Raw genomic sequence first — 24626 nt, 5'->3', positions numbered from 1 at the left:
GGCCCGGCACATTAACCGCGTGCGCCGACGACGTTCAGCTTCGGCTGGGGATGTTCAGGTTTGAGATCGTACATGCCGCCATAGAAGGGATCGACCAGCAGCCAGCCGGGGAAGCCCAATAGCGGAATATTGCCCAGCACATACCACAAATTGGCATTGGCCTCGATCGGCAAGGTTAGCGGCACGTAGCCCGGACTTTCCAGCATCACCTGATAGTGCTTCTTACCAAAGTAATTCCCGGTCGATTTCGCCAGCTCAACGGTTTGCGGCGTATAGCCCTGCGCCACCGCGCGGCCGGTCTCATCCTGCACGGTGAAACGCGCGCCTTGCGGCAGGGAGTCGATTTTTACCGGTTGCGTTTCAGTGCCGACAATGGTGGCACAGCCGCTCAGCAGCAGCGCACAGGCAGGAAAAAGAGGTCGCAGGTTCATAGCAGGTCCGCTTTAGCATCAGATAGGACAGTGTAAACTGCCCTTCTGTGCTTAATCGCGCTATCACTGATGATTTTCTGCGCTTTATTGCGGTTGACAACAGGCGGCAATCGCCGCGATATCCTGCGGCGTGGTGCGGCAGCAGCCGCCAATCAGACGTGCGCCCGCCTGCTGCCATTCGGCGAACTTGTCATGCAGCGTGCAACCCGATGGCGCGGAGTGCCAGGTTTTGCTGCTGGCATCGTACTGCTCGCCGGAGTTCGGATAGACCAGCAGCGGTTTGTCACACAGCGCCTGTAAGCTGCGCAGAGCGGGCGTCACGCTCTCCAGCGCCACGCAGTTGATGCCAATCGCCACCACTTGCGGTGCCGCATTCACCAGCTGCGCCACTTTGCTCAGCGGCGTGCCGTCGCTGAGGTGTTCGGCATCGCGCAGGGTAAAGGAGAACCACGCGCTGCTGTCAGGGAATTCGGCCAGTAAACTCACCAGCGCCTGCGCCTCAGCGAAGGACGGCAGCGTTTCGCAGGCCAGCAGATCGACACCCGCTTCCAGCAACGCCTTCACGCGCGGACGGTGGAACGCTTTCATCTCCTCTTCCGGCAGCGCGTAATCACCCCGATACTCCGCGCCATTGGCCAGAAACGCGCCATACGGCCCGACGGATCCGGCCACCAGCAATGGCGCGGTGCTGGCCGAAGATGCGCGATAGTCGTCACGCGCGCGCTGTGCCAGTTGTACGCTCTGGGTAATCAGTGCCAGCGCCTGCGCTTCATCTAATCCGCGCGCAGCAAAACCCTGCGGTGTGGCCTGATAGCTGGCGGTGATCGCCACATGCGCGCCAGCGGCAAAGTAATCGTGATGCACCTGATAAATCAGCTCAGGATTTTCTACCAGCACTTTGGCCGACCACAGCGCATCGGCCAGATTGCAGCCGCGCGCCTCCAGCTCGGTCGCCAGCGCGCCATCCAGAATCAGCGTGTCAGTTTGGGTTAGTGCCTGCGCGATGGGATTACGCGACATCGTTGGCCTCCTCAGCCTTAAGGGATGACTTACGTCGTTGCGTGACATGGTATGCGGCATAGCAGAACAGCACAAACGGAATGCCGCACCACAGCGCAATACGCTGCGATGGATCGAATGCCAGTCCGACGCACGCCAGCAGGCATAACAGGAAGCCGAGAATCGGCGTCAGCGGATAGAGCGGCGCGCGATACGCCAGCTGTTGTAAGCTGCCGCCCGCCTGCAGATGGCGACGACGGAACACATAGTGCGAGGCGCAGATGCTGAGCCACACCGCCACCACGGCAAAACCGGAAATTGCCGACAGCGCCACAAACACTGTGTCCGGCGCAATCACACTGGAGAACAGCGCCAGCAGGCCGCCAATCATGCTCACGGTCAGCGCCAGCACCGGAATGCCACGACGGTTGACGCGCGCAAAACAGCGCGGCAGCGTCTTCTCATTAGCCAGCGACCACAACATACGGCCAGAAGCATACAGGCCGGAGTTGGCGGCGGAGAGAATGGCGGTGAGGATTACGAAGTTGAAAATATCCGCCGCGTACGGGATGCCGATCTTTTCAAACACCAGCACAAACGGGCTTTTGACGATCCCCGCCTGATCCATTGGGATCAGCGCCGCCAGCACGAATACCGTGCCGATAAAGAAGATGATCAACCGTGCCACGGTGGTGCGGATCGCCAGTGGCAGCGCTTTTTGCGGCTGCTCGGTTTCACCGGCGGCGATACCGATCAATTCCGTGCCTGAGAACGCGAAGTTGACCGCCACCATGGTCATCAGAATCGGCAGCGTGCCGTGCGGCAGCCAGCCGGAAGCGGTGAGATTGTGCAATCCCGGCGCGGCACTGCCGTCTTTCATCGGGATAAAACCAAAGATCGCGCCTGCGCCGAGAAGGATAAAAGCGATGATGGTGATCACTTTGATGATGGAGAACCAGAATTCACCTTCGGCAAAGAAGCGCGTTGAGACGATATTCAGCAGATAGATGGCGATGCAGAACACCAGACACCACGTCCATACCGGCACGCTCGGGAACCAATACTGCATACAGAATCCGGCGGCAGTCAGGCTGGAACCCAGCGCCACCGTCCAGGTGAGCCAGTACAGCCAGGCGACGGTATAACCGGTGGCAGGGCTGAGATAGCGTGCGGCATAGACGTGGAATGCGCCAGTTTCCGGCATCGCCACGGCCAACTCGCCGAGACAGACCATCACCAGCCACACCACCAGCGCACCAATCAGATAGGCCAGCAAGGTTCCGGCTGCGCCGGTGGTTGAGATGATATAGCCGGTATTGAAGAACAGTCCGGTTCCGATCACACCGCCAAGCGACAGCATCACCAGATGCCGTACTTTCATGGTGCGCTTAAAATTTTCCTGCGGAGGCGTAGCCTGAGTTTGCATCATAATTATCCGTATGGACGTCTGAACATCTATATGGACACAAGGTTATACGCGTCAGCGTGCGGATTTGCAACGGGGCAGAAGGAGAGGATTAAGTGAGGGTTTGCGGCCCCGCGTTGACGGGGCGCAAGATCAGGCGCCGAATACGCCTTGCAGATAACGCTCAAGCGCAACGCGCGAGCTGAAGCCGTGCGGAATCCCGTAATGCTCCTGCGAATCGCCCATTAAGTAGAGTGGGAATTGCGTGTAATGATCGCAGGTTTTCATCTCTGAAGCCGGTTCAGCAAAGCTCTGGCTTTTCTCTTTCAGCGTCGGGTGAATGATTAAGGCGGTACGTCCCATACGCGCTTCGCGATTGACGTACACATAGTTTTCGCCGCGACGATAACCGTAAATTTTTGGCGTTTGGGTATCCATTTCGAAGCCCACTTTCTCAAGTACGCGCGCTACCTCATCTGGTCGTAAATACATGCTTGCTCCTCTCTTCTCACAGCCCCGCAACCTTACAGTAGCAGGATGGCATGGGCATTCGGAATTTTCCCTAAAGCCTGGCACATCCCTGCGTTTAATCACGCTTCGTCTACACTGAGTATTACGTTTTAAATCAAAGGGAGCTAAAAAATGTTTAATCGAAGCGCAAAAAACGATGACATTGATATCAATCAGGATGTAAACGAACTGGCCGATTCGCTAGAGGCGTTACTTAAATCTTATGGCAGTGAAGCTAAAGACGAAGTTGATAATGCCCGTAGCCAGGCGCAGGCGCTGTTGAAGCAGACGCGTGCCAAACTGAGCGGCGGACAGAGTCGCGTATCGCAAGCGGCACGTGACGCCGGTACGCAGGTTGATGCCTATGTCCATGACAAGCCGTGGCACGGCGTGGGCGTCGGTGCGGCAATAGGCCTGGTGCTTGGCGCGCTGCTGGTGTCTTCACGCCGATAAGCCTGAAAGTAGACTCAATAAGCCTCGCTGATGCGGGGCTTTTTTGTGGGCGCGAGATAGTGCGCGCTTTCCCTCACCCTAGCCCTCTCCCGCAAGCGGGAGAGGGAATAATTAGCTCGGTCGGCTCCTTCTCCCGCTTGCGGGAGAAGGCAGGGATGAGGGTCAAATCGCACAAAATCCAACCACCTCTCCCATCTCATTCCCTTTACAAAAAATTTTTCCGGCCTGGAAGGCGCAGGATCTCTGGGCTTAGCGATTATCCGAAGATCAAAATAACAAAACCCTATATCTGGTGGGCTTGATCCTTTTAATCACTACATCTAGTATTCAACCCATCAACCAGCACCTAAATATCGTCAAGGACGAAGTTCGATGCAAACAGGAATTTGCTTCGTATCTCGCAATCTGACCGCAATCAAAGGGAAATACGAATCATGCGCATTATTATTTACACCAAAGATAACTGTGTCCAGTGCAATGCGACAAAAAATGCCATGGACCGCAAAGGTATCGACTATCAGCTGATCAACCTTGATACCCAACCCGAAGCCATCGACAACCTCAAATCTCTCGGCTACCGTCAGGTGCCGGTGGTGATGACGCAAGACGATCACTGGAGTGGCTTCCGTCCCGACAAAATTGCCAGCCTGCGCCAGCTCGCGGCCGTCGGGGGATAAGCCATGTTTCCACTGGTCTATTTCTCTAGCCAGTCGGAAAACACGCACCGATTCATCACGCGTCTTGGGCTGCCTGCCCGCCGCATTCCGGTTGACGGCAAGCAGCGCCTGCATATCGAACAGCCCTACATTTTAGTGGTGCCGAGCTACGGCGGCGGCAGTTCGCGTGGAGCCGTGCCGAGACAAGTGATCCAATTCCTCAATGATGATGCCAACCGACGCGGGATTCGCGGGGTGATTGCTGCCGGTAACCGCAACTTCGGTGCAGGCTATTGCCTGGCGGGCGACATCATTGCGCAGAAATGTCAGGTTCCCTATCTCTACCGCTTTGAGCTGATGGGAACCCCCGACGATATCGCTAATGTAAAAGCGGGAGTGACCCAATTTTGGCAACGACAGACACCCTAAACAGCTCGCTAACGGATTACCACGCGCTTAACGCGATGCTGAACCTGTATGACGCCGACGGCCGCATCCAGTTCAGCAAAGATCACGAAGCGACGCGCCAGTTCTTCCTGCAGCATGTGCAACCCCATACCGTGCAGTTTGCCTCTGCGGGTGAACGCCTGCGCTATCTGGTGGCCGAAGGCTACTACGAAGCCGAAGTGCTGAATCAGTACGATTTCGATTTCCTGTGCCAGCTGCACGATGAAGCCGATGCGGCGGGTTTCGCTTTTCACACCTTCCTCGGTGCGTGGAAGTTTTACACCAGCTATACGCTGAAAACCTTCGACGGCAAACGCTATCTGGAAACGTTTGAACAGCGCGCCTGCATGGTGGCGCTGACGCTGGCTCGCGGCAATGAAACCTTAGCGCGCGAGCTGCTGGCGGAGATGCTAAGCGGTCGCTTCCAGCCGGCTACGCCAACCTTCCTTAACTGCGGTAAGCAGCAGCGCGGCGAACTGGTCTCCTGTTTCCTGCTGCGCATCGAAGACAACATGGAATCGATTGGTCGCGCGGTGAATTCGGCGTTGCAGCTGTCGAAACGCGGCGGCGGCGTAGCGTTCCTGCTCTCTAACCTGCGTGAATCGGGCGCGCCGATTAAGCGCATTGAGAACCAGTCGTCCGGCGTAATTCCGGTGATGAAGATGCTGGAAGATGCGTTCTCCTACGCTAACCAGCTGGGTGCACGTCAGGGCGCAGGTGCGGTGTGGCTGAATGCGCATCACCCGGATATTTTCCGCTTTCTCGATACCAAACGTGAAAACGCCGACGAGAAGATCCGCATCAAAACGCTGTCGCTCGGCGTGGTGATCCCGGATATCACCTTCCAGCTGGCGAAAGAGAATCGCGATATGGCGCTGTTCTCGCCGTACGATGTCGAGCGCATCTACGGCAAAGCCTTTGGTGATATCAGCATCAGCGAGCATTACGACGAGATGCTGGCGGACGATCGCATCACCAAAACCTACATTAAGCCGCGCGATTTCTTCCAAACGCTGGCGGAGATTCAGTTTGAGTCGGGCTATCCGTACATCATGTTTGAAGACAGCGTGAACCGCAGTAACCCGATTGCCGGTCGCATTAACATGAGTAATCTCTGTTCCGAGATTTTGCAGGTTAATAGCGCCAGCGAGTTCTATGACGATCTCAGCTATCGTCGCGTCGGCAAAGATATCTCCTGCAACCTCGGCTCGCTCAACATTGCGCATGCCATGGATTCGCGCAATCTGGCGCAAACCGTGGAAACCGCCGTGCGTGCGCTGACCGCCGTTTCCGAAATGAGTGAGATCAATTCGGTGCCGTCGGTGGCGGAAGGCAATCGCCGCTCGCACGCGATTGGTTTGGGTCAGATGAACCTGCACGGTTATCTGGCGCGCGAAGGCATGGCGTACGGTTCAGAAGAAGCGCTGGATTTCACCAATCTTTACTTCTATTGCGTCACCTATCACGCCGTGCGCACCTCGAATCTGCTGGCGCAGGAGCATCAGAAGAGTTTTGACGGTTTCGCCGACTCGAAATATGCCAGCGGGCAATATTTCGATAAGTACATCGAACAAGCGTGGCAACCGCGCACCGCGCGTGTGGCAAAACTTTTCGCTGATGCCGGACTGGCTCTGCCGACGCACGCCGACTGGCAAGCGCTACGTGCAGCGGTGATGCAGCATGGGCTGTACAACCAGAACCTGCAGGCAATTCCGCCCACCGGTTCGATCTCGTACATCAACCATGCGACCTCCAGCATTCACCCGATTGTGTCGCGCATTGAGATCCGTAAAGAGGGCAAAACTGGCCGCGTCTATTATCCGGCACCGTTTATGACCAACGACAATCTCGACCTTTATCAGGATGCGTACTCGATTGGGCCGGAGGCGATTATTGATACCTACGCCGAAGCCACGCAGCACGTCGATCAAGGCCTGTCGCTGACGCTGTTCTTCCGCGACGACGTCACCACGCGCGATATCAACAAAGCGCAGATTTACGCGTGGAAGAAAGGCATCAAAACGCTCTATTACATTCGTCTGCGCCAGATGGCGCTTCAAGGCACCGAGGTGCAGGGCTGCGTCTCCTGCTCACTGTGATGAAAACTATGCAACTAAAACAGATTCAAGCGATTAACTGGAACCGCATTCAGGACGAGAAAGACCTCGAAGTGTGGAACCGACTGACCAGCAACTTCTGGCTGCCGGAAAAAGTGCCGCTCTCCAACGATTTGCCGGCGTGGCAGTCGCTGGACCACCAGCAACAGCAGCTGACCATTCGGGTGTTTACCGGTTTGACGCTGCTCGACACCATCCAGAACGTGATCGGTGCGCCGGGCCTGATGGAGGATGCGATTACACCGCATGAAGAAGCCGTGCTGTCGAACGTCTCCTTTATGGAAGCGGTGCATGCGCGTTCATACAGTTCGATTTTCTCCACGCTGTGTAACACCGCAGATGTCGATGCGGCGTATCGCTGGAGTGAAGAGAATGACGCGCTGCAGAACAAGGCGAAGATTGTGCTGGAGCACTATCGCGCCGAGGATCCGCTGAAGAAGAAAATCGCCAGCGTGTTCCTTGAATCGTTCCTGTTCTACTCCGGTTTCTGGCTGCCGATGTATTGGTCAAGCCGTGGCAAGCTGACCAACACCGCTGACCTGATTCGTTTGATCATTCGTGACGAAGCGGTTCACGGTTACTACATCGGCTATAAGTACCAAAAAGCGCTGGAAAATGTTGATGCTGGTCGCCGTGAAGAGTTGCAACAGTTCGCGATTGATTTGCTGCTGGCACTGTACGAAAACGAAGTGGTGTATACCGAAGCGTTGTACGGCGAAGTCGGCTGGGCGGAAGAGGTGAAAACCTTCCTGCACTACAACGCCAACAAGGCGCTGATGAACCTCGGCTACGAAGCGCTGTTCCCGGCGGAATTGACCGCAGTGAACCCGGCGATCTTGTCTGCGCTGTCGCCCAACGCCGATGAAAATCACGATTTCTTCTCCGGCTCGGGCTCTTCTTATGTCATGGGTAAAGCAGTAGAGACCGAAGACGAAGACTGGAATTTTTAACATTAATACCCGGTGCGCATTAATGCGCACCCTACGTCGTAGGGTCGCCATTTATGGCGACCTGGATTCCACATTTATTCCCCTCGCCTCGTCATAATTGACATTTAAATATCCATCAATCGCCCCTTTCTATTTCCACTCACAACATCTTTTTTCACGCCATTGACACCATTTCCGCCGTGAAATAGTGATAAATCACACTATCCTTCATAAAAATTTAATCCACGCGCATCCCTTGTGAGCACTGGCGATTTTAGCCATTGACCGCTGCGCGTGCCGCCGAATATCGCCATCCAGGGTTGTCAGATAATTTCACTATGCTAGGGTATAGGGCGCTTAAATTTAATCAGGACCACAACAAGAAATAGTTAAACATTTAACCGGGAAATTAATTACTGCATGGCAATTAAACTCGAAGTAAAGAATTTATATAAGGTATTTGGGGATAATCCCGAAAAGGCATTTAAGCTGATCGATAAAGGCGAAAGCAAAGAGAGTATTCTGGCGAAAACCGGTCTCTCTGTTGGCGTCAAAAATGCCAGTCTGGCCATTGAAGAAGGCGAGATCTTCGTCATCATGGGGCTTTCAGGTTCAGGTAAGTCCACCATGGTTCGCCTTCTCAATCGTCTGATCGAGCCCACGCGTGGCCAGGTAATCATAGACGGTGTCGATATTGCCAAAATATCGGAATCGGAACTGCGTGAAGTACGCAGAAATAAGATCAGTATGGTATTCCAATCCTTCGCATTAATGCCGCACATGACGGTGCTAAATAACGCGGCTTTTGGCATGGAATTAGCCGGCATCGCTTTGGCCGAACGTCAGGAAAAAGCGCTGGAAGCATTGCGTCAGGTTGGCCTGGATAATTACGCTCACTCTTATCCCGATGAACTTTCTGGCGGCATGCGTCAACGCGTTGGATTAGCCCGCGCATTGGCGATTAATCCAGATATTTTATTAATGGATGAAGCCTTCTCAGCACTTGATCCGCTGATTCGTACCGAAATGCAGGATGAACTGGTAAAACTGCAGGCCAAACATCAGCGTACCATCGTATTTATTTCTCACGACCTCGATGAAGCGATGCGCATTGGCGACCGCATTGCCATTATGCAGGGCGGCGAAGTGGTGCAGGTCGGCACGCCGGATGAAATCCTCAATAATCCTGCCAACGATTATGTGCGCACCTTCTTCCGTGGCGTCGATATCAGTCACGTGTTTAGCGCCAAAGATATTGCGCGTCGCAGTGCGGGTTCACTGATCCGCAAAGCCGCCGGTTTTGGTCCGCGATCCGCCATCAAGCTGCTGCAGGATGAAGATCGCGAATATGGCTATGTGCTGGAGAAACAGAAGTTTGTTGGCGTGGTGTCCACCGATTCATTGAAAGCCGCGCTGGCGGCCGGTGAAGGGCTGGATAGCGCGCTGCTCGACACGCCGTTAGCGGTTCCTGCCGATACCTCCCTGAACGATCTGCTGTCGCATGTGGCACAAGCGCCCTGCGCCGTTCCGGTGGTCAGCGAGGAGAATCAGTACGTCGGTATCATTTCGAAAAGCATGTTGTTGCGTGCTTTAGACCGTGAAGGAGCCTAATCATGAGTGAACAAACAGCGAATCCGTGGGAAAGCGCCAGCCAAACCACCCAGCAACCTGCCACAACCGATACCAGCGCCGCTGCCAGCAGCAGCGATCCCTGGGCGAGCGGCGGTGCCGCGCCTGCGGATAATAATAGCGCCGATGCATGGGGCGATCCCTCCGCCGCCAGCAGCGGTGGCCACGATGCCGCCAGCAATGCTGCCAGCAGCAGCAGCGACTGGCTGAGCAGCGCGCCCGCTCCCGCGCCTGAGCATTTCAACATCATGGACCCGTTCCATAAAACCTGGATTCCCCTTGATAGCTGGGTGACTGAAGGCATCGATTGGGTGGTCAGCCATTTCCGTCCGGTGTTTCAGGGGATTCGCGTGCCGGTGGATTACATCCTCAGCGCGTTCCAGCAGTTACTGCTCGGCATGCCCGCGCCGGTGGCGATTGTGGTGTTTGCGCTGATCGCCTGGCAGATTGCCAGCCCGGCGATGGGCATTGCCACGCTGGTCTCGCTGATTGCCATCGGCGCAATTGGTGCCTGGTCGCAGGCGATGGTTACGCTGGCGCTGGTGCTGACCGCCCTGCTGTTCTGCATCATCATCGGCTTGCCACTCGGCATCTGGCTGGCGCGCAGTGAACGTGCCGCGCGCATTATTCGTCCGCTGCTGGATGCGATGCAGACCACGCCCGCCTTCGTCTATCTGGTACCGATCGTGATGCTGTTTGGTATCGGCAACGTGCCGGGCGTGGTGGTGACCATTATCTTTGCGCTGCCACCTATTGTGCGCCTCACCATTCTGGGCATTAAGCAGGTGCCGGCCGATCTGATTGAAGCGAGTGAATCCTTCGGTGCCAGCCCGCGTCAGATGCTATTCAAAGTGCAGCTGCCACTGGCGATGCCGACCATCATGGCTGGTGTAAACCAGACGCTGATGCTGGCGCTGTCGATGGTAGTCATCGCCTCGATGATCGCCGTTGGCGGTCTTGGCCAGATGGTGCTGCGCGGCATTGGTCGCCTGGATATGGGCCTCGCCACCGTCGGCGGCGTGGGCATCGTGATTCTCGCCATTATTCTTGATCGTTTGACCCAGTCGATGGGCCGCGACAGCCGCAGCCGTGGCAGCCGCCACTGGTACAGCACTGGCCCGCTGGGTCTGCTGCTGCGCCCCTTCAGTAAAAAAGCCTGATTTCCATGGGCGGTCCACTGCGGCCGCCCGTCTCCGACGTAACACGTAAAATAAGGAATGACTATGCGCAAGACAGCTCTCATCGCTGCCGTCCTGACGACGTTCGCCGCGACGCACGTGTCCGCCGCCGACCTGCCCGGTAAAGGCATCACCGTTAAACCGACTCAAAGCACCATCTCTGAAGAGACCTTCCAGACGCTGCTGGTGAGCCGCGCGCTGGAGAAACTCGGCTATACCGTTGAGAAGCCAAGCGAGATTGATTACAACGTGGCGTACACCACTATCGCAGCCGGTGATGCCACCTTTATTGCCACCAACTGGAAACCGCTGCACGACGATATGTATAAAGCAGCGGGCGGCGATGCGAAGTTTTATCGTCAAGGCACTTACGTCGGTGGCGCTGCGCAGGGTTACCTGATCGATAAGAAAACCGCCGAGCAGTATCACATCACCAATATCGAGCAGCTGAAAGATCCAAAAATCGCCAAGCTGTTTGATACCAATGGCGATGGCAAAGCGGATTTGACCGGCTGTACGCCAGGCTGGGGCTGTGAAGCGGTTATTAATCACCAGATTGAAGCCTACAAGCTAAGCAATACCGTTGAGCACAATCAGGGCAACTACTCGGCGATGATCGCCGATACCATCACGCGCTTTAAGCAGGGCAAACCGGTGTTCTATTACACCTGGACGCCGTATTGGGTCAGCGACGTGCTGAAGCCGGGTAAAGATGTGGTATGGCTGCAGGTGCCGTTCTCTTCACTGCCAGGCGAGCAGAGCAAAGTCGATACCAAGCTGGCGAACGGTGCTAACTACGGTTTCCCGGTGAACACCATGCACATTGTCGCCAACAAAGCCTGGACCGAGAAAAATCCGGCAGCGGCAAAACTGTTTGCTGAGATGAAGCTGCCAATTGGCGACATCAACGCCGAGAATGCAGCGATGCATGAGGGCCATGCGTCTGAAGCCGATATCAATGGCCACGTTGATGGCTGGATCAAAGGTCACCAGGCGGAATTCGATAAGTGGATTCAGGACGCGCTGGCGGCAGCGAAGTAACGCGATTTACATTAGCGTTGGTATTGTGGCGGCGCGATTTATCGCGCCGTTTTTCTTGCGATAAATGCACTACAACCACTCTGCACAATGAATTGCGCCGCTATGGCAAGTTTCTTCCTTACCCTCTCTCATCCCCCCGATAAGCGAAGCGTACGCTATAGCGCACTGGTACGTCCTGTTAATTAACACACCATTGAAATAATTTTTTCGGTTACTATTACCCACAAATGATTATCTCTCTTCTCCTCGCGCAATGACTGCTTCCCGCTTAGCGATCGAATTCCATCATTTTTGCTGGTATCGCATCCGCGCGGGCGTTGTTAAGAGCATGTTAATCAACGCCTTGATTTTAGTGGACAAGCTGCGTGCTAAAAGTGTTTAGAAATCGTAAAGATGAGACCAAACCGCTGAGCGATACTGTTCATTGATGATTGGCTTTGTTATGGTTAGCAGCGCAGTTATTCACCAGAGTTATTTTTTCTCGCGAAATTATTTATCAGTAAAAAGATTTCCCGGGATTAATTGATGACATCGGCTGCCTGCATGATCAGGCGGGATGTCAGGGCGAAATGCCCTGGGTTAAGGAACAACCTGGAATGTCAGATGTTGACAATGTGATAGTACTAACAATCACCTGCGGAAATTGTGACTACGCTTAATCTGTCACCATCATTACTATACCAGTTGCAACTAAGAGGTTTTTTTAAAATGGAAAGTTCGTTTACTCCCATTGAACAGATGCTAAACATCCGTGCTAACCGCCATAAAGATTTTCCGCTGCAGGAGATCATTCTGACCCGCTTGTGCATGCATATGCAGGGAAAACTGCTGGATAATCGCAACAAAATGTTGAAGGCGCAGGGAATTAACGAGACCTTATTCATGGCGCTGATTACCCTTGATGCGCAGGAAAATCAGAGCATTCAGCCTTCAGAACTGAGTTCTGCCCTCGGCTCTTCACGCACCAATGCCACGCGTATCGCCGATGAGCTGGAGAAGCGCGGCTGGATCGAACGCCGTGAAAGCGAGAACGATCGTCGCTGCCTGCATCTGCATTTGACCGAAAAAGGTAATGAGTTCCTGCGTCAGCTGCTGCCACCGCAGCATCAGAGCCTGCAATACTTGTGGTCTTCGCTCTCCACTAACGAGCAGGATCAGCTGGAATCGATTACCCGTAAGTTACTTAACCGTCTCGATAAAATGGACGAAGATCAGGTTATCGCTTCCCTGTCGCGCTAATAGCAAGAAGTGCGACACAATCACCTTCCGAAATCGCTATTTTAATCCCCTTTTGTCCGGCCAGCGCTCAAGCGCTGGCTTTTTCGACTCGGGCAACCGTGTTGAAGGATCAGCACATCCCGACCAAATGGAAAACGTGGAGAACGACATGAGTGCGACAGCGGAAGCTCAAAGCCCGCAACAGCCAGCGAATAAAAAGAAGAAGCGCAAAGGTGTGCTGATCCTGCTGGCTATCGTGTTTGTAATTATTGGTGTTTCGTATCTGGCTTACTGGTATCTGGTGCTGCGTCACTTCCAGGAAACCGATGATGCGTACGTGGCGGGCAACCAGGTGCAGGTGATGGCGCAGGTTTCCGGCAGCGTAAACAAAGTGTGGTTCGACAACACCGACATCGTGAAGAAAGGCGATGTGTTGGTGTCACTGGATAAAACCGATGCCGAGCAGGCGTTTGAGAAAGCGCAGACCGCGTTGGCCACCAGCGTGCGTCAAACCCACCAGCTGATGATCAACGGCAAGCAGTATCAAGCCACCATCAAGCTGCAGCAAACCGCGTTAGAACAGGCCGAAGCTGACCTGAAACGCCGCGAGCCGCTGGGCGCGTCAAATCTGATTGGTCGCGAAGAGCTGCAACACTCGCGTGATGCCGTGGCAACTGCCAAAGCACAGCTGGATGTGGCAGTACAGCAATACAACGCTAACCAGGCGATGATTCTGAATACCTCGCTGGAAAACCAGCCGGCGGTACAGCAAAGTGCGGCTGAATTGCGCGATGCCTGGCTGGCGCTGCAGCGTACCGAGATTCGTAGCCCGATTGATGGCTTCATTTCACGTCGTAGCGTGCAGGTGGGTTCGCAAATCTCCACCACCACGCCGCTGCTGGCGGTGGTGCCGTCAACTAACCTGTGGATCGATGCGAACTTCAAAGAGACGCAGCTTGCGGGTGTGCGTATCGGTCAATCGGCCACGGTGATCAGCGATATCTACGGCGATGACGTGGAGTATCACGGCAAAGTGGTGGGCCTGGACATGGGTACCGGCAGCGCCTTCTCGCTGCTGCCTGCGCAGAATGCCACCGGTAACTGGATCAAAGTGGTTCAGCGTCTGCCGGTGCGTATTGAGCTGGATCCGAAACAAGTGGCGGAACATCCGCTGCGTATCGGCCTCTCCACGCTGGTGAAAGTCGACACGCAGAACAAAGATGGCGCCACGCTGGCCAGCGCCGTGCGTTCGCAAGCCGCGTATGAAAGTAATGCGTTGGCAATCGACCTCGCGCCGGTTAACCAGCTGATTACTGACATCGTTCGTGCCAACGCTGACTAACGCCGCGGGAGGCTGTTATGGCACAAAAACCGCTTGAAGGTGCGCCGTTAGTCCTGATGACCATCGCCCTGTCGCTGGCGACGTTTATGCAGGTACTCGACTCCACCATCGCTAACGTGGCGATTCCGACCATCGCCGGTAACCTCGGTGCCTCGAACTCGCAGGGCACATGGGTAATCACCTCTTTCGGGGTGGCAAACGCCATCTCGATTCCGATTACCGGTTGGCTGGCGAAGCGCATCGGTGAAGTGAAGCTGTTTACCTGGTCGACCATTCTGTTTGTGCTGGCGTCCTGGGCGTGCGGCATGTCCGAAAGCCTTGAGATGCTGATCTTCTTCCGCGTCATTCAGGGCGTGGTTGCCGGTCCGCTGATTCCGCTGTCGCAGAGTTTGCTGCTGAACAACTATCCGCCGGCGAAACGCAGCGTGGCGCTCTCGCTGTGGGCGATGACGGTGATTGTCGCGCCGATCTGCGGCCCGATTTTGGGCGGCTGGATCAGCGATAACTATCACTGGGGCTGGATCTTCTTCATCAACGTACCGATTGGTTTGGTGGTGGTGTTACTGACGCTGCAAACGCTGCGCGGACGTGAAACCCAAACCGAAATCCGCCCGATCGATATGGTGGGTTTGGTACTGTTGGTGGTGGGCATTGGCTCGCTGCAGGTGATGCTGGATCGCGGTAAAGAGCTCGACTGGTTTAGCTCAACCGAGATCATTGTGCTGATGGTGGTCGCCGTGGTGGCGCTGCTGGTGTTGCTGGTGTGGGAGCTCACCGATGACCATCCGATAGTCGATTTGTCGTTGTTCAAGATGCGCAACTTCACCATCGGCTGTTTGTCGATTAGCCTGGCCTATATGCTTTACTTCGGCTCGATAGTGTTGCTGCCGCAGCTGTTACAGGAGGTATATGGCTACACCGCCACCTGGGCCGGATTAGCGTCGGCACCGGTGGGGATTCTGCCGGTGATCCTGTCGCCGATCATTGGCCGCTTCGCGCACAAGCTGGATATGCGTAAGCTGGTGACCTTCAGCTTCATCATGTATGCCGTCTGTTTCTACTGGCGCGCCTACACGTTTGAGCCGGGGATGGATTTTGGTGCATCGGCGTGGCCGCAGTTTATTCAGGGCTTTGCGGTGGCGTGCTTCTTTATGCCGCTCACCACCATTACGCTGTCAGGCTTACCGCCAGAACGCATGGCGGCGGCATCAAGCCTGTCGAACTTCGTGCGTACGCTGGCGGGTTCCATCGGTACCTCGATTACTACCACCATGTGGAGTAACCGTGAATCGATGCATCATAGTTATTTGTCGGAGTCGGTGAATCCGTACAACGTCAATTCACAGCAGATGTACGACCAGCTGCAAAGCATGGGCATGACCCAGCAACAGGCCTCGGCGTATATCGCGCAGCAAATTACCAATCAGGGTCTGATTATTTCGGCGAATGAGATCTTCTGGGCATCGGCGGGCGTGTTCTTGATCTTGCTGGTGCTGGTGTGGTTTGCGCGTCCACCATTCGGTGCGGGCAGTGGCGGCGGCGGCGCTCACTAAGCGATACAAATAAAAACGGGCCTTGCGGCCCGTTTTTTTATGCGTTCTGACGCCACCATTCGGCGAGCAGAATACCGGTCGCCACGGACACGTTGAGGCTTTCAACGTTGCCGGTGCCGCCAATCGACAGGCTGAGATCGCCCTGCTGGAAAGCGCTGTCTGACAGACCTTCGCTCTCCTGACCCAACACCAACACCATTTTGGCAGGCAGCTCGGCTTTCGCCAGCGGTGTGCCTTCATGGCTTGAGGTGGTAACGATGGTGTAACCCGCTTTACGGAACGCTTCCAGACCATCGGCAAAGCTTTCGCCGCTGATCGCCTGTACGTGCTCAGCGCCACCTTCGGCGGTACGGACTGCCGCACCCGATTCCAGCAGCGAAGCATCATTCACCAGCAAACCTTTCACACCGAAGTGCGCGCAGCTACGCATAATGCCGCCAAGGTTGTGCGGGTTACTGACATCTTCCAGCGCCAGTACGCAATCTTTGGTCGGTGCCTTTGTCAGCCACTCAGTAACCGGCATGCCCATGCGTTTTTTGATGATGAAGCACACGCCGCCGTGGTGTTCAGTACCTGAGGCTTTGGTCAGCTCAGCATCTTCTACCACATGATAGGCTTTGCGGTTGGCCGCCAGCCAGCGCAGGGTTTCACGGAAACGCGGCGTTACGCTCTGAATAAACCAGGCACGCACGATGCTTTCCGGACGGCTCAGGAACAGCGCCTGACAGGCATTTTCACCGTAGACGCGCGTCTCTTCCTGACGCTGACGGCGAATCTGCTCTGGATCGATCACCGGCTTGTTCGCGGCCTCATCCAGCTGGCTGTCATCGGCAACCGGTGGACGAGAAACGGTGCGCCACGGCGAATCACCGAAGCTGCGGTTGTCGTCACCACGATCGTCACGACGTCCAAAGCTGCGGCCACGTTCGGTATTGCTCGCACCGCGCGGTGCCGAGCTGCGTGCGCCGCTACGGCCACCTTCTTCATTATTACGTGCACTGCTGCGAGGACCAGAACGACGATTATCTTCCTGGCGCGCAGCAGGACGGCCGCCTTTGCCGGTACGGGGATTCGGCTTTTGACCACCCTCCTCATCACGTACGTACATCACTTTTACCTTGCCGCTTTTGCCTTTAAATTCGTCGTTCATCTGTTCCTCCAGCATTGAGAGCGCGAAGATTACCTGATGTGTCGGTGCTTAGCTATCAACTATTGAACCTATTGGGCAATCCAGATTGAGCATAGCACTCAACCTTTTCATAATGTCCGGCAATCATCAGATTTACAGGTCCGGGTTGAGGTAAATATGAATACAGTTTGTGCCTCCTGTCAGGCAACCAACCGCGTGCCCGAGTCGCGCATTGCCGATGGAGCAAAATGCGGTCGCTGCGGCGGCGAGCTGTTCAACGGTGAAATCGCCAACGCGACGGCCGCCACGCTGGATAAGTATCTGCAAGACGATCTGCCCGTGGTGATCGACTTCTGGGCACCGTGGTGCGGTCCGTGCGTTAACTTCGCACCGGTGTTTAAAGATGTCGCAGACGAGCGTCGCGGGAAAGTGCGCTTCGTGAAAGTGAATACCGAAGCTGAACCTGCGCTCAGCTCGCGTTTCCGCATTCGTAGCATTCCTACGATTATGCTGTTCAAGAACGGCGAGATGGTCGACATGCTGAATGGCGCAATGCCAAAAGCGCCCTTTAACGAGTGGCTCGACGAATCGCTGTAAACCGCTGATGGCCAGCCGCATGCTGGCCTTCCTTATTACCTTTCCCGGCTAATTCCATTACACTGGCGTTTTTTATCCTGCCTGCGAACCTATGTTTGAAAATGCCGTTCTGCGCTTACGTGCGCAACGTTTAGCGCGCGCCACGCGCCCGTTTCTTGCGCGCGGTAATCGTGTCATCCGTTGCCAACGCTGCCTGCTGCCGCAGAAAAACTGTCTGTGCGCCACCATCCAGCCTCAGCAAGCGCGCAGTCGCTTTTGTCTGGTGATGTTCGATACCGAGCCGATGAAGCCGAGCAATACCGGAAGATTAATCGCCGATGTGCTGCCGGACACCGAGGCGTTTGGCTGGTCACGCACTGAGCCAGATCCCGCGCTGCTGGCGGCGGTGAAGAATGAGCTTTATCAGCCGCTGGTGGTTTTCCCTGCGTCTTATGCTGATGCCGGTCGTGAAGTGCTCACCAGCCCGCCGCTTACCGGCAAACCGCCGCTGTTTATTATGCTCGACGGTACCTGGACTGAAGCGCGCAAGATGTTCCGCAAAAGCCCGTGGCTGGATGCGTTGCCGGTGATGTCGTTAAACGTTTCTGCGCCGTCGCGCTACACGCTGCGCGAAGCCCACGGCGAAGGCCAGCACTGCACCGCCGAAGTGGCTGCCGCGCTGCTGGAACAGGCGGGCGATCTCGTCGCCGCCGCCGAGTTACAGCACTATTTCGCCCGCTTCCGTCATGCTTATCTGGCGGGGAAACCGCATCATCCGATTCATGCTCTGGAAGAAGCATTGAGTAGCGGAATCTGAAGCTGGTTCTCAGCCTGCGATCGGCGAATCGGCAAGCGCGGTAAAAAGCGTTTACAATCATGCCAATCTTGATAGCAGGAGCGGATGATGAGCCAACGCGGACTGGAAGCGCTGTTACGACCTAAATCAATCGCGGTAATCGGTGCATCAATCACACCGGGCCGCGCCGGCTACTTTATGATGCGTAACTTGCTGGCCGGTGGATTTAGTGGTCCGGTATTGCCGGTAACGCCTAAGTATAAGGCGGTGAGCGGCGTGCTAGCGTGGCCCGATATCGCCAGCCTGCCCTTCGCACCCGATCTCGCCATCATCTGTACCCACGCCAAACGTAATCTCGAGCTGCTGCAACAACTGGGTGAAAAAGGCTGTAAGGCCTGCATTATTCTCTCGGCGCCGTCCAGCCAGTTGGAAGAACTGAAAGCCTGTGCGAGCCAATGGCAAATTCGCCTGCTTGGGCCCAACAGCTTAGGTTTGCTGGCACCGTGGCAAGGGTTGAATGCCAGCTTCTCGCCGGTGCCGATTGCTAAAGGTCGCATTGCTTTTATTTCGCAATCCGCTGCGGTCTCTAACACTATTCTCGATTGGGCGCAGCAGCGTAACCTCGGTTTTTCCTGGTTTATCGCCTTAGGGGATAGCCTGGATATCGACGTGGATGATCTGCTGGATTTCCTCGCGCGCGACGGCAAAACCAGCGCCATTCTGCTCTACCTCGAACACCTCAGCGATGCGCGTCGCTTTGTTTCCGCTTCGCGCAGCGCCTCACGCAACAAACCGATTCTGGTGATAAAAAGTGGTCGCAGCCATCAGGCGCAGGCGATGCTCGGCACTCACAGCGGACTGGATGCTGCCTGGGATGCGGCGATTCAGCGCGCCGGTTTGCTGCGAGTGCAGGATACGCACGAGCTATTTACGGCGGTTGAGTCGCTGAGCCATATGCGTCCACTGCGCGGCGATCGCCTGATGATCATCAGTAACGGCGCGGCCCCGGCAGCGCTGGCACTGGATGAACTGTATGCACGTAACGGTAAGCTGGCGACGCTGAGTGATGAAACGTTGCAGGCGCTGGCCGCACTGCTGCCGGAAGGCGTTGGGCGCGGCAATCCGCTGGATTTGAAAGATGACGCGACACCCGCGCGCTATGTCGCCTGCATTGAACGGCTGCTGGATAGCCATGAACTCGATGCACTGATGATCATTCATGCGCCAAGCGCCGTATCACCCTCCAGCGAAACCGCCGAGCAGATTATCGCGGCGGTTGCCAAACATCCGCGCGGCAAGCAGGTCACGCTGCTGACGAACTGGTGCGGCGAATACTCCTCGCAGGCAGCGCGGCGTGCTTTTACTCAGGCCGGCATTCCCACCTGGCGCACGCCGGAAGGCACCGTCACCGCCTTCATGCATCAGGTGGAATATCGCCGCAACCAGAAGCAACTGCGTGAAACGCCCGCGCTGCCGATCGGTCTGACGCAGAACAGCGCGCAGGCACATCAGCTGATTCAACAAGCGCTGGATAAAGGCATCACCACGCTGGATACCCATGAAGTTCAGCCGGTGTTGCAGGCTTACGGCCTGGCGACGCTGCCCACCTGGATTGCCAGCGACAGCGTCGCTGCTGCCAGCATTGCCGATCAGATTGGTTATCCGGTGGCGCTCAAGCTGCGTTCGCCGGACATTCCACATAAGTCCGAGGTACAAGGCGTAATGCTCTATCTGCGTAGCGCCGCAGAAGTTGAACAAGCGGCTGAAGCCATTTTCGATCGTGTGCGTGAAACCCATCCGCAGGCGCATATCGATGGCCTGCTGGTGCAGAGTATGGCGAACCGCGCCGGAGCCCAGGAGCTGCGCGTGGTGGTCGAACAGGATCCGCTGTTTGGCCCGATTATCCTGCTGGGTGAAGGCGGCGTGGAGTGGCAGCCCGACAAGCAAGCCGCCGTGGCTTTGCCACCGCTGAATATGACGCTGGCGCGCTATCTGGTAATTCAGGCAATGAAAAGCGGCAAAGTACGCAGCCGTAGCGCGTTACGACCGCTGGATATCACCGGGCTTAGCCAGCTGTTAGTGCAGGTTTCCAACCTGGTGGTCGATTGTCCAGAGATTCAGCGCCTGGATATTCATCCGCTGCTGGCATCGGCCGATGAATTCACGTTGCTGGATGTGACGCTGCAGCTGGCACCTTTCAACGGTGATAACGAAACGCGCCTGGCGATTCGTCCTTATCCACATCATCTTGAAGAGCGGGTGCAGCTAAAAGATGGACAATATTGCCTGTTCCGCCCCATCCTGCCGGAAGATGAACCGCAGCTGCGCGCCTTTATCGCTCAGGTAACTAAAGAAGATCTCTACTATCGTTACTTCAGTGAAATCAATGAGTTTACTCATGAGGATTTGGCAAATATGACGCAAATCGATTATGACCGCGAAATGGCGATTGTCGCTGTGCGCCAGCACAATGGCGTCGACGAGATCATTGGCGTAACGCGCGCGATCTCTGATGCCGACAATATCGATGCTGAATTCTCGGTGCTGGTGCGTTCCGACCTGAAAGGCTTGGGCATGGGCAGGCGTTTGTTGGAGAAGATGATTCGCTATACGCGCGATCATGGCCTGCAACAATTGAACGGTATCACCATGCCAAACAATAGCGGCATGATTACGCTGGCGCGAAAACTCAATTTTCGCGTGAATATTCAACTGGATGATGGCATTGTCAGCCTGAATTTGCCGCTCGGTGATGTCATCAGCTAACCTGTACAGAAAGGTAAAAGTCCTCCTCTACAGGCCGGTTGATGGTATTATTTACCGTTAGGATCATGATTTGATGGCAAAAGGCCATGCAATGAACAGAGAAGAAGTGCACTGTGATGTTGTCTAAATTCAAACGTAATAAACACCAACAACACCTCGCACAGCTGCCTAAACTGTCACAATCCGTGTCGGATCTGACGACGCTTTACTCGCCTGCCGAGTTTCGCGAAACCCTGCTGACGAAAATTGCCGCAGCAGAAAAGCGTATCTGCATCACCGCGCTGTATCTGGAGAATGATGACGGCGGACGGGGAATCATGCAGGCGCTGTACGCAGCGCGTCAGGCACGTCCGGAGTTGGATGTCTGTATTCTGGTTGACTGGCATCGTGCGCAGCGTGGTCGCATTGGTGCCGCCCGTGGCGTGACCAATGCTGACTGGTATTGCGAAATGGCGGCTCAGCATCCGGATATCGCTATTCCGGTTTACGGCATTCCGGTTAACACCCGTGAAGCGCTCGGCGTGCTGCATCTTAAAGGGTTTATCATTGATGATACGTTGCTCTATAGCGGCGCGAGCCTGAACGATGTCTATCTGCATCAGCATGATAAATACCGTTATGACCGCTATCAGCTGATCCGCAATCCACAGCTTACCGATACTATGTATGCGTGGATCTGCGAAAATCTCAAGGAATCCGATGCGGTTAATCGGCTCGATAAAACTGAGCGTCCTTCCAGTCCGGAAATTAAGAACGAAACGCGTCAGTTCCGTCAGGAACTGCGCAGCTTTAACTATCAGTTTACCGGCAATGCAGATAATGAATCCCTTGCCGTCACGCCGCTGGTTGGCCTGGGTAAACGCAGCCTGCTGAACAAGACCATTTTCCATTTGATGCCCTGCGCCGAGCGCAAGCTGACGCTGTGCACGCCCTATTTCAACCTGCCCGCTATTCTGGTACGTAACCTGATTCATTTACTGCGTCAGGGCAAAGAGGTTGAGATCATCATTGGCGACAAAACGGCCAATGACTTCTACATCCCGCCAGAACAGCCGTTTAAGATTATCGGCGCGCTGCCTTATCTTTATGAGATCAACCTGCGTCGCTTCCTTAGCCGTTTGCAGTATTACGTCAATAATGGTCAGCTGACGGTACGCTTGTGGAAAGATAGCGAGAACAGTTATCACCTGAAAGGCATTTGGGTGGATGACGAATGGATGATGATCACCGGTAACAACCTCAATCCACGCGCGTGGCGACTGGATCTTGAGAATGCGGTGCTGATTCACGATCCGCTGAATCAATTGGCCGAACAGCGTGAAAAAGAGCTGGCGCTGATTCGTGAGCATACTTCCGTGGTGCAGCATTTCCGCGAGCTGGAAAGTATCTCCGATTATCCAGCGAAGGTGCGCAAGCTGATTCGTCGCCTGCGCCGTATCCGCATCGATCGTTTGATTAGCCGTCTGCTCTAGCCGATGCGTGCGCTCATCCTCTGCGTGGTTTTGCTGTGTAGTGGATGTGCGCATGTCGCCCAGGATAAATGGACCGGCAAAGATAAAGCACAACACTACTTCTCTTCCGCTGTGCTGGCTGCCGCTGGTAGCGAAATTTCTCAGCATCAAAATCACAGCCGCGGGCAGAATTTGCGTTTCGGCTTTCTGTTTTCGTTGAGTTTTGGTGTGGGAAAAGAGTTATATGACAGCCGCTCAGCAGGGAGCGGCTGGAGTTGGAAAGATCTTAGCTGGGATGTCGCCGGTGCCGCCAGCGGTATCGTACTGTGGAATCTCAGTCAGTAACTACAGCGCAATCCCCTTCCCTTTGCGATGCAGCATCAGCGATACCAGGAATGCTAAAGCGCCCATCGCCGAAACATACCAGAAGAAGCTGGTTTCAATGCCTTCCCTTTTCAATAGTAAGGCTACGTATTCTGCCGAACCACCAAAAATAGCATTCGCCACCGCATAGGAAAGACCAACGCCCAGCGCACGAACTTCCGGCGGGAACATCTCTGCTTTTAAGATGCCACTGATCGCGGTGTAGAAACTGGTGATGATCAGCGCCAGCATGATCAGTGCGAATGCCAGCCAACTGCTCTGCACATTTTGCAACAGCATTAGAATTGGAACCGTGCAGATTGCCGCCCCGGCACCGAAAATCATCATTGAGGCGCGACGACCGATTTTATCTGACAATGCGCCAACAATTGGCTGAATCAACATAAACACCAACAAGCAGCCGGTCATTAATCCACTGGCACTGCGCGCATCCATCCCGGCGGTGTTCACCAGATATTTTTGCATGTAGGTAGTGAAGGTATAGAAGCTCAGCGAACCGCCTGCGGTGAAGCCCAGCACCATCAGAAACGCACGGGGGTGATTGCGCAATAATCCCGTAATACTGCCGGCATCACGGTGTTCGCGATGTTTTTTCTCTGAGGTTTCGTTGAGCGAACGACGCAACCACAATGCCACGATAGCCAGCGCCGCACCGAGGAAGAACGGGATACGCCAGCCCCAACTACGTAGTTCTTCATCGCTAAGAATTTGCTGCAAAACGACGACGGTCAGCACCGCCAATAGTTGGCCGCCAATGAGCGTCACATACTGGAATGAGGCATAAAATCCTTTTCGTCCTTCCAGTGCTACTTCGCTCATATAAGTGGCGCTGGTGCCGTATTCCCCACCAACCGATAATCCCTGAAACATACGTGCTAGTAGAAGAATGACAGGCGCGGCCAGGCCAATTTCTCCGTAGCCCGGTAGACAGGCGATCACTAATGATCCCAGACACATCATGCACACTGAGATTAGCATTGAGGCTTTGCGGCCATGACGATCGGCGATGTAACCAAATAGCCATCCACCGATCGGACGCATGAGAAAACCAGCGGCAAAAACGCCAGCAGTTTGCAGCAATTGAGTGGTGGTATCACCGCTTGGGAAGAAAACGTGGGCAAAATAGAGTGAGAAGAAGGAGTAGACGTAGAAATCGAACCATTCGACCAGATTGCCGGAAGAAGCGCCAACAATCGCCCAGATGCGCTTTTTACTGTCGGCTACCGTTTCAGATCGTGCCACTTTTTGTTGTTGTGAGTCAGTCATGCTTACCTCTTTTCCTTGCGAAGAATTAACGCCAAAGGATTCAGTAAAGCATCTATTAACTGGTTGCGGTAATTGTCTATACTCCTGGATTACAAAATGTGACTGACAGGGAGTTTTCAGTGCAATTTTTTGCTTTTTTCAAGCAAATTCAGTTAACTACTGGCTTTAATCCGCTATGTACAGACGTAAAAAAGCCCCGAACTTTCGTTCGGGGCTTCTTCGCTTAGTTGATGCCTGGCAGTTCCCTACTCTCGCATGGGGAGACCCCACACTACCATCGGCGCTACGGCGTTTCACTTCTGAGTTCGGCATGGGGTCAGGTGGGACCACCGCGCTAAAGCCGCCAGGCA

Annotated in this window: 22 protein-coding genes and 1 rRNA gene; 16 read left to right on the top strand and 7 right to left on the bottom strand. The window is 55.0% G+C overall.

All coding sequences use genetic code 11. The annotated features are described in order from the left end of the window. Window positions 1–11: 11 nt before the first annotated feature. The 4 genes from PanJK_RS12460 to PanJK_RS12445 form a co-directional block, all read right to left on the bottom strand. Window positions 12–431 carry a hypothetical protein gene (locus PanJK_RS12460; RefSeq protein ID WP_265300039.1) on the bottom strand — a complete coding sequence of 140 codons (420 nt, stop codon included), beginning with the start codon at window positions 429–431 and terminating at the stop codon, window positions 12–14. An 84-nt stretch (window positions 432–515) separates the two neighbouring features. After that, window positions 516–1451 (bottom strand): homocysteine S-methyltransferase, encoded by a 936-nt coding sequence (gene mmuM / locus PanJK_RS12455; RefSeq protein WP_256697180.1) that lies wholly within the window; start codon window positions 1449–1451, stop codon window positions 516–518. After that, a complete protein-coding gene (mmuP, locus tag PanJK_RS12450) occupies window positions 1441–2856 on the bottom strand; it encodes an S-methylmethionine permease (protein ID WP_265300539.1) in 1416 nt (471 codons plus the stop codon). The genes mmuM and mmuP overlap by 11 nt, the downstream gene beginning before the upstream one ends. 132 nt (window positions 2857–2988) lie before the next feature. Then, the gene (locus PanJK_RS12445) at window positions 2989–3327 is read right to left on the bottom strand and encodes a DUF2002 family protein (protein WP_008101622.1); all 339 of its coding nucleotides are present in this window, start codon (window positions 3325–3327) and stop codon (window positions 2989–2991) included. A gap of 150 nt (window positions 3328–3477) precedes the next feature. Between PanJK_RS12445 and PanJK_RS12440 the strand changes: the two genes are divergently transcribed. The 11 genes from PanJK_RS12440 (at window position 3478) to emrB (ending at window position 15908) form a co-directional block, all read left to right on the top strand. Further along, entirely contained in the window at window positions 3478–3798 is a 321-nt protein-coding gene (locus PanJK_RS12440; protein ID WP_008101623.1) for a DUF883 family protein, read from the top strand. 434 nt (window positions 3799–4232) lie between these two features. Continuing rightward, window positions 4233–4475 carry a glutaredoxin-like protein NrdH gene (gene nrdH, locus PanJK_RS12435; protein WP_008101624.1) on the top strand — a complete coding sequence of 81 codons (243 nt, stop codon included), beginning with the start codon at window positions 4233–4235 and terminating at the stop codon, window positions 4473–4475. A gap of 3 nt (window positions 4476–4478) precedes the next feature. Next, window positions 4479–4883, top strand: a complete 405-nt coding sequence (nrdI, locus tag PanJK_RS12430) for a class Ib ribonucleoside-diphosphate reductase assembly flavoprotein NrdI (RefSeq protein WP_064739628.1) — start codon at window positions 4479–4481, stop codon at window positions 4881–4883. Next, a complete protein-coding gene (gene nrdE / locus PanJK_RS12425) occupies window positions 4862–7000 on the top strand; it encodes a class 1b ribonucleoside-diphosphate reductase subunit alpha (protein ID WP_265300033.1) in 2139 nt (712 codons plus the stop codon). Before nrdI ends, nrdE begins: the two co-directional genes overlap by 22 nt. Before the next feature lie 8 nt (window positions 7001–7008). Further along, window positions 7009–7968: a class 1b ribonucleoside-diphosphate reductase subunit beta gene (gene nrdF / locus PanJK_RS12420; protein WP_265300031.1), complete on the top strand. Its 960-nt coding sequence runs from the start codon at window positions 7009–7011 to the stop codon at window positions 7966–7968. 399 nt (window positions 7969–8367) lie between these two features. Further along, a complete protein-coding gene (proV, locus tag PanJK_RS12415; protein WP_061718054.1) occupies window positions 8368–9558 on the top strand; it encodes a glycine betaine/L-proline ABC transporter ATP-binding protein ProV in 1191 nt (396 codons plus the stop codon). Window positions 9559–9560: 2 nt separating this feature from the next. After that, on the top strand, window positions 9561–10736 hold the full coding sequence (gene proW, locus PanJK_RS12410; protein WP_154155567.1) for a glycine betaine/L-proline ABC transporter permease ProW: 1176 nt from the start codon (window positions 9561–9563) through the stop codon (window positions 10734–10736). Window positions 10737–10799: 63 nt separating this feature from the next. Beyond that, window positions 10800–11795 carry a glycine betaine/L-proline ABC transporter substrate-binding protein ProX gene (gene proX / locus PanJK_RS12405; protein ID WP_265300026.1) on the top strand — a complete coding sequence of 332 codons (996 nt, stop codon included), beginning with the start codon at window positions 10800–10802 and terminating at the stop codon, window positions 11793–11795. 708 nt (window positions 11796–12503) lie between these two features. Next, window positions 12504–13034 (top strand): transcriptional repressor MprA, encoded by a 531-nt coding sequence (mprA, locus tag PanJK_RS12400; protein WP_008101638.1) that lies wholly within the window; start codon window positions 12504–12506, stop codon window positions 13032–13034. Between the two features lie 148 nt (window positions 13035–13182). After that, entirely contained in the window at window positions 13183–14355 is a 1173-nt protein-coding gene (gene emrA / locus PanJK_RS12395; RefSeq protein WP_256697186.1) for a multidrug efflux MFS transporter periplasmic adaptor subunit EmrA, read from the top strand. Between the two features lie 17 nt (window positions 14356–14372). Beyond that, entirely contained in the window at window positions 14373–15908 is a 1536-nt protein-coding gene (gene emrB / locus PanJK_RS12390; RefSeq protein ID WP_256697187.1) for a multidrug efflux MFS transporter permease subunit EmrB, read from the top strand. Window positions 15909–15945: 37 nt separating this feature from the next. Here the strand turns inward: emrB and PanJK_RS12385 are convergent, their stop codons facing one another. Continuing rightward, window positions 15946–17058 (bottom strand): tRNA/rRNA methyltransferase, encoded by a 1113-nt coding sequence (locus tag PanJK_RS12385; RefSeq protein ID WP_256697189.1) that lies wholly within the window; start codon window positions 17056–17058, stop codon window positions 15946–15948. A gap of 156 nt (window positions 17059–17214) precedes the next feature. On the opposite strand from PanJK_RS12385, the gene trxC reads away from it, so the two are divergent. From trxC to PanJK_RS12355, 5 genes are all read left to right on the top strand, one after another. Then, a complete protein-coding gene (gene trxC, locus PanJK_RS12380) occupies window positions 17215–17634 on the top strand; it encodes a thioredoxin TrxC (protein WP_008101648.1) in 420 nt (139 codons plus the stop codon). A 91-nt stretch (window positions 17635–17725) separates the two neighbouring features. Further along, window positions 17726–18430, top strand: a complete 705-nt coding sequence (locus PanJK_RS12375) for a tRNA-uridine aminocarboxypropyltransferase (RefSeq protein WP_256697190.1) — start codon at window positions 17726–17728, stop codon at window positions 18428–18430. A gap of 87 nt (window positions 18431–18517) precedes the next feature. Next, window positions 18518–21175 (top strand): bifunctional acetate--CoA ligase family protein/GNAT family N-acetyltransferase, encoded by a 2658-nt coding sequence (locus PanJK_RS12370; protein WP_265300015.1) that lies wholly within the window; start codon window positions 18518–18520, stop codon window positions 21173–21175. 116 nt (window positions 21176–21291) lie between these two features. Continuing rightward, window positions 21292–22647 carry a CDP-diacylglycerol--serine O-phosphatidyltransferase gene (pssA, locus tag PanJK_RS12360; protein WP_256698443.1) on the top strand — a complete coding sequence of 452 codons (1356 nt, stop codon included), beginning with the start codon at window positions 21292–21294 and terminating at the stop codon, window positions 22645–22647. 3 nt (window positions 22648–22650) lie between these two features. After that, complete coding sequence (locus PanJK_RS12355) at window positions 22651–22971, top strand: YfiM family lipoprotein (protein ID WP_256697193.1); 321 nt, start codon at window positions 22651–22653, stop codon at window positions 22969–22971. Here PanJK_RS12355 and PanJK_RS12350 read toward each other — a convergent pair whose 3' ends face one another. Together PanJK_RS12350 and rrf are read right to left on the bottom strand one after the other, a co-directional pair. After that, window positions 22972–24276, bottom strand: coding sequence for an MFS family transporter (locus tag PanJK_RS12350; protein WP_256697194.1), 1305 nt, complete (start codon window positions 24274–24276; stop codon window positions 22972–22974). A 232-nt stretch (window positions 24277–24508) separates the two neighbouring features. After that, window positions 24509–24624 (bottom strand): 5S ribosomal RNA (rrf, locus tag PanJK_RS12345). Between the last annotated feature and the right edge of the window lie 2 nt (window positions 24625–24626).

It is taken from the genome of Pantoea sp. JK (assembly GCF_026130245.1).
Taxonomy (GTDB): domain Bacteria; phylum Pseudomonadota; class Gammaproteobacteria; order Enterobacterales; family Enterobacteriaceae; genus Pantoea; species Pantoea trifolii.
Note: the sequence above shows the minus strand (reverse complement) of the source record. Positions and strands in the feature narration are given on the sequence as shown.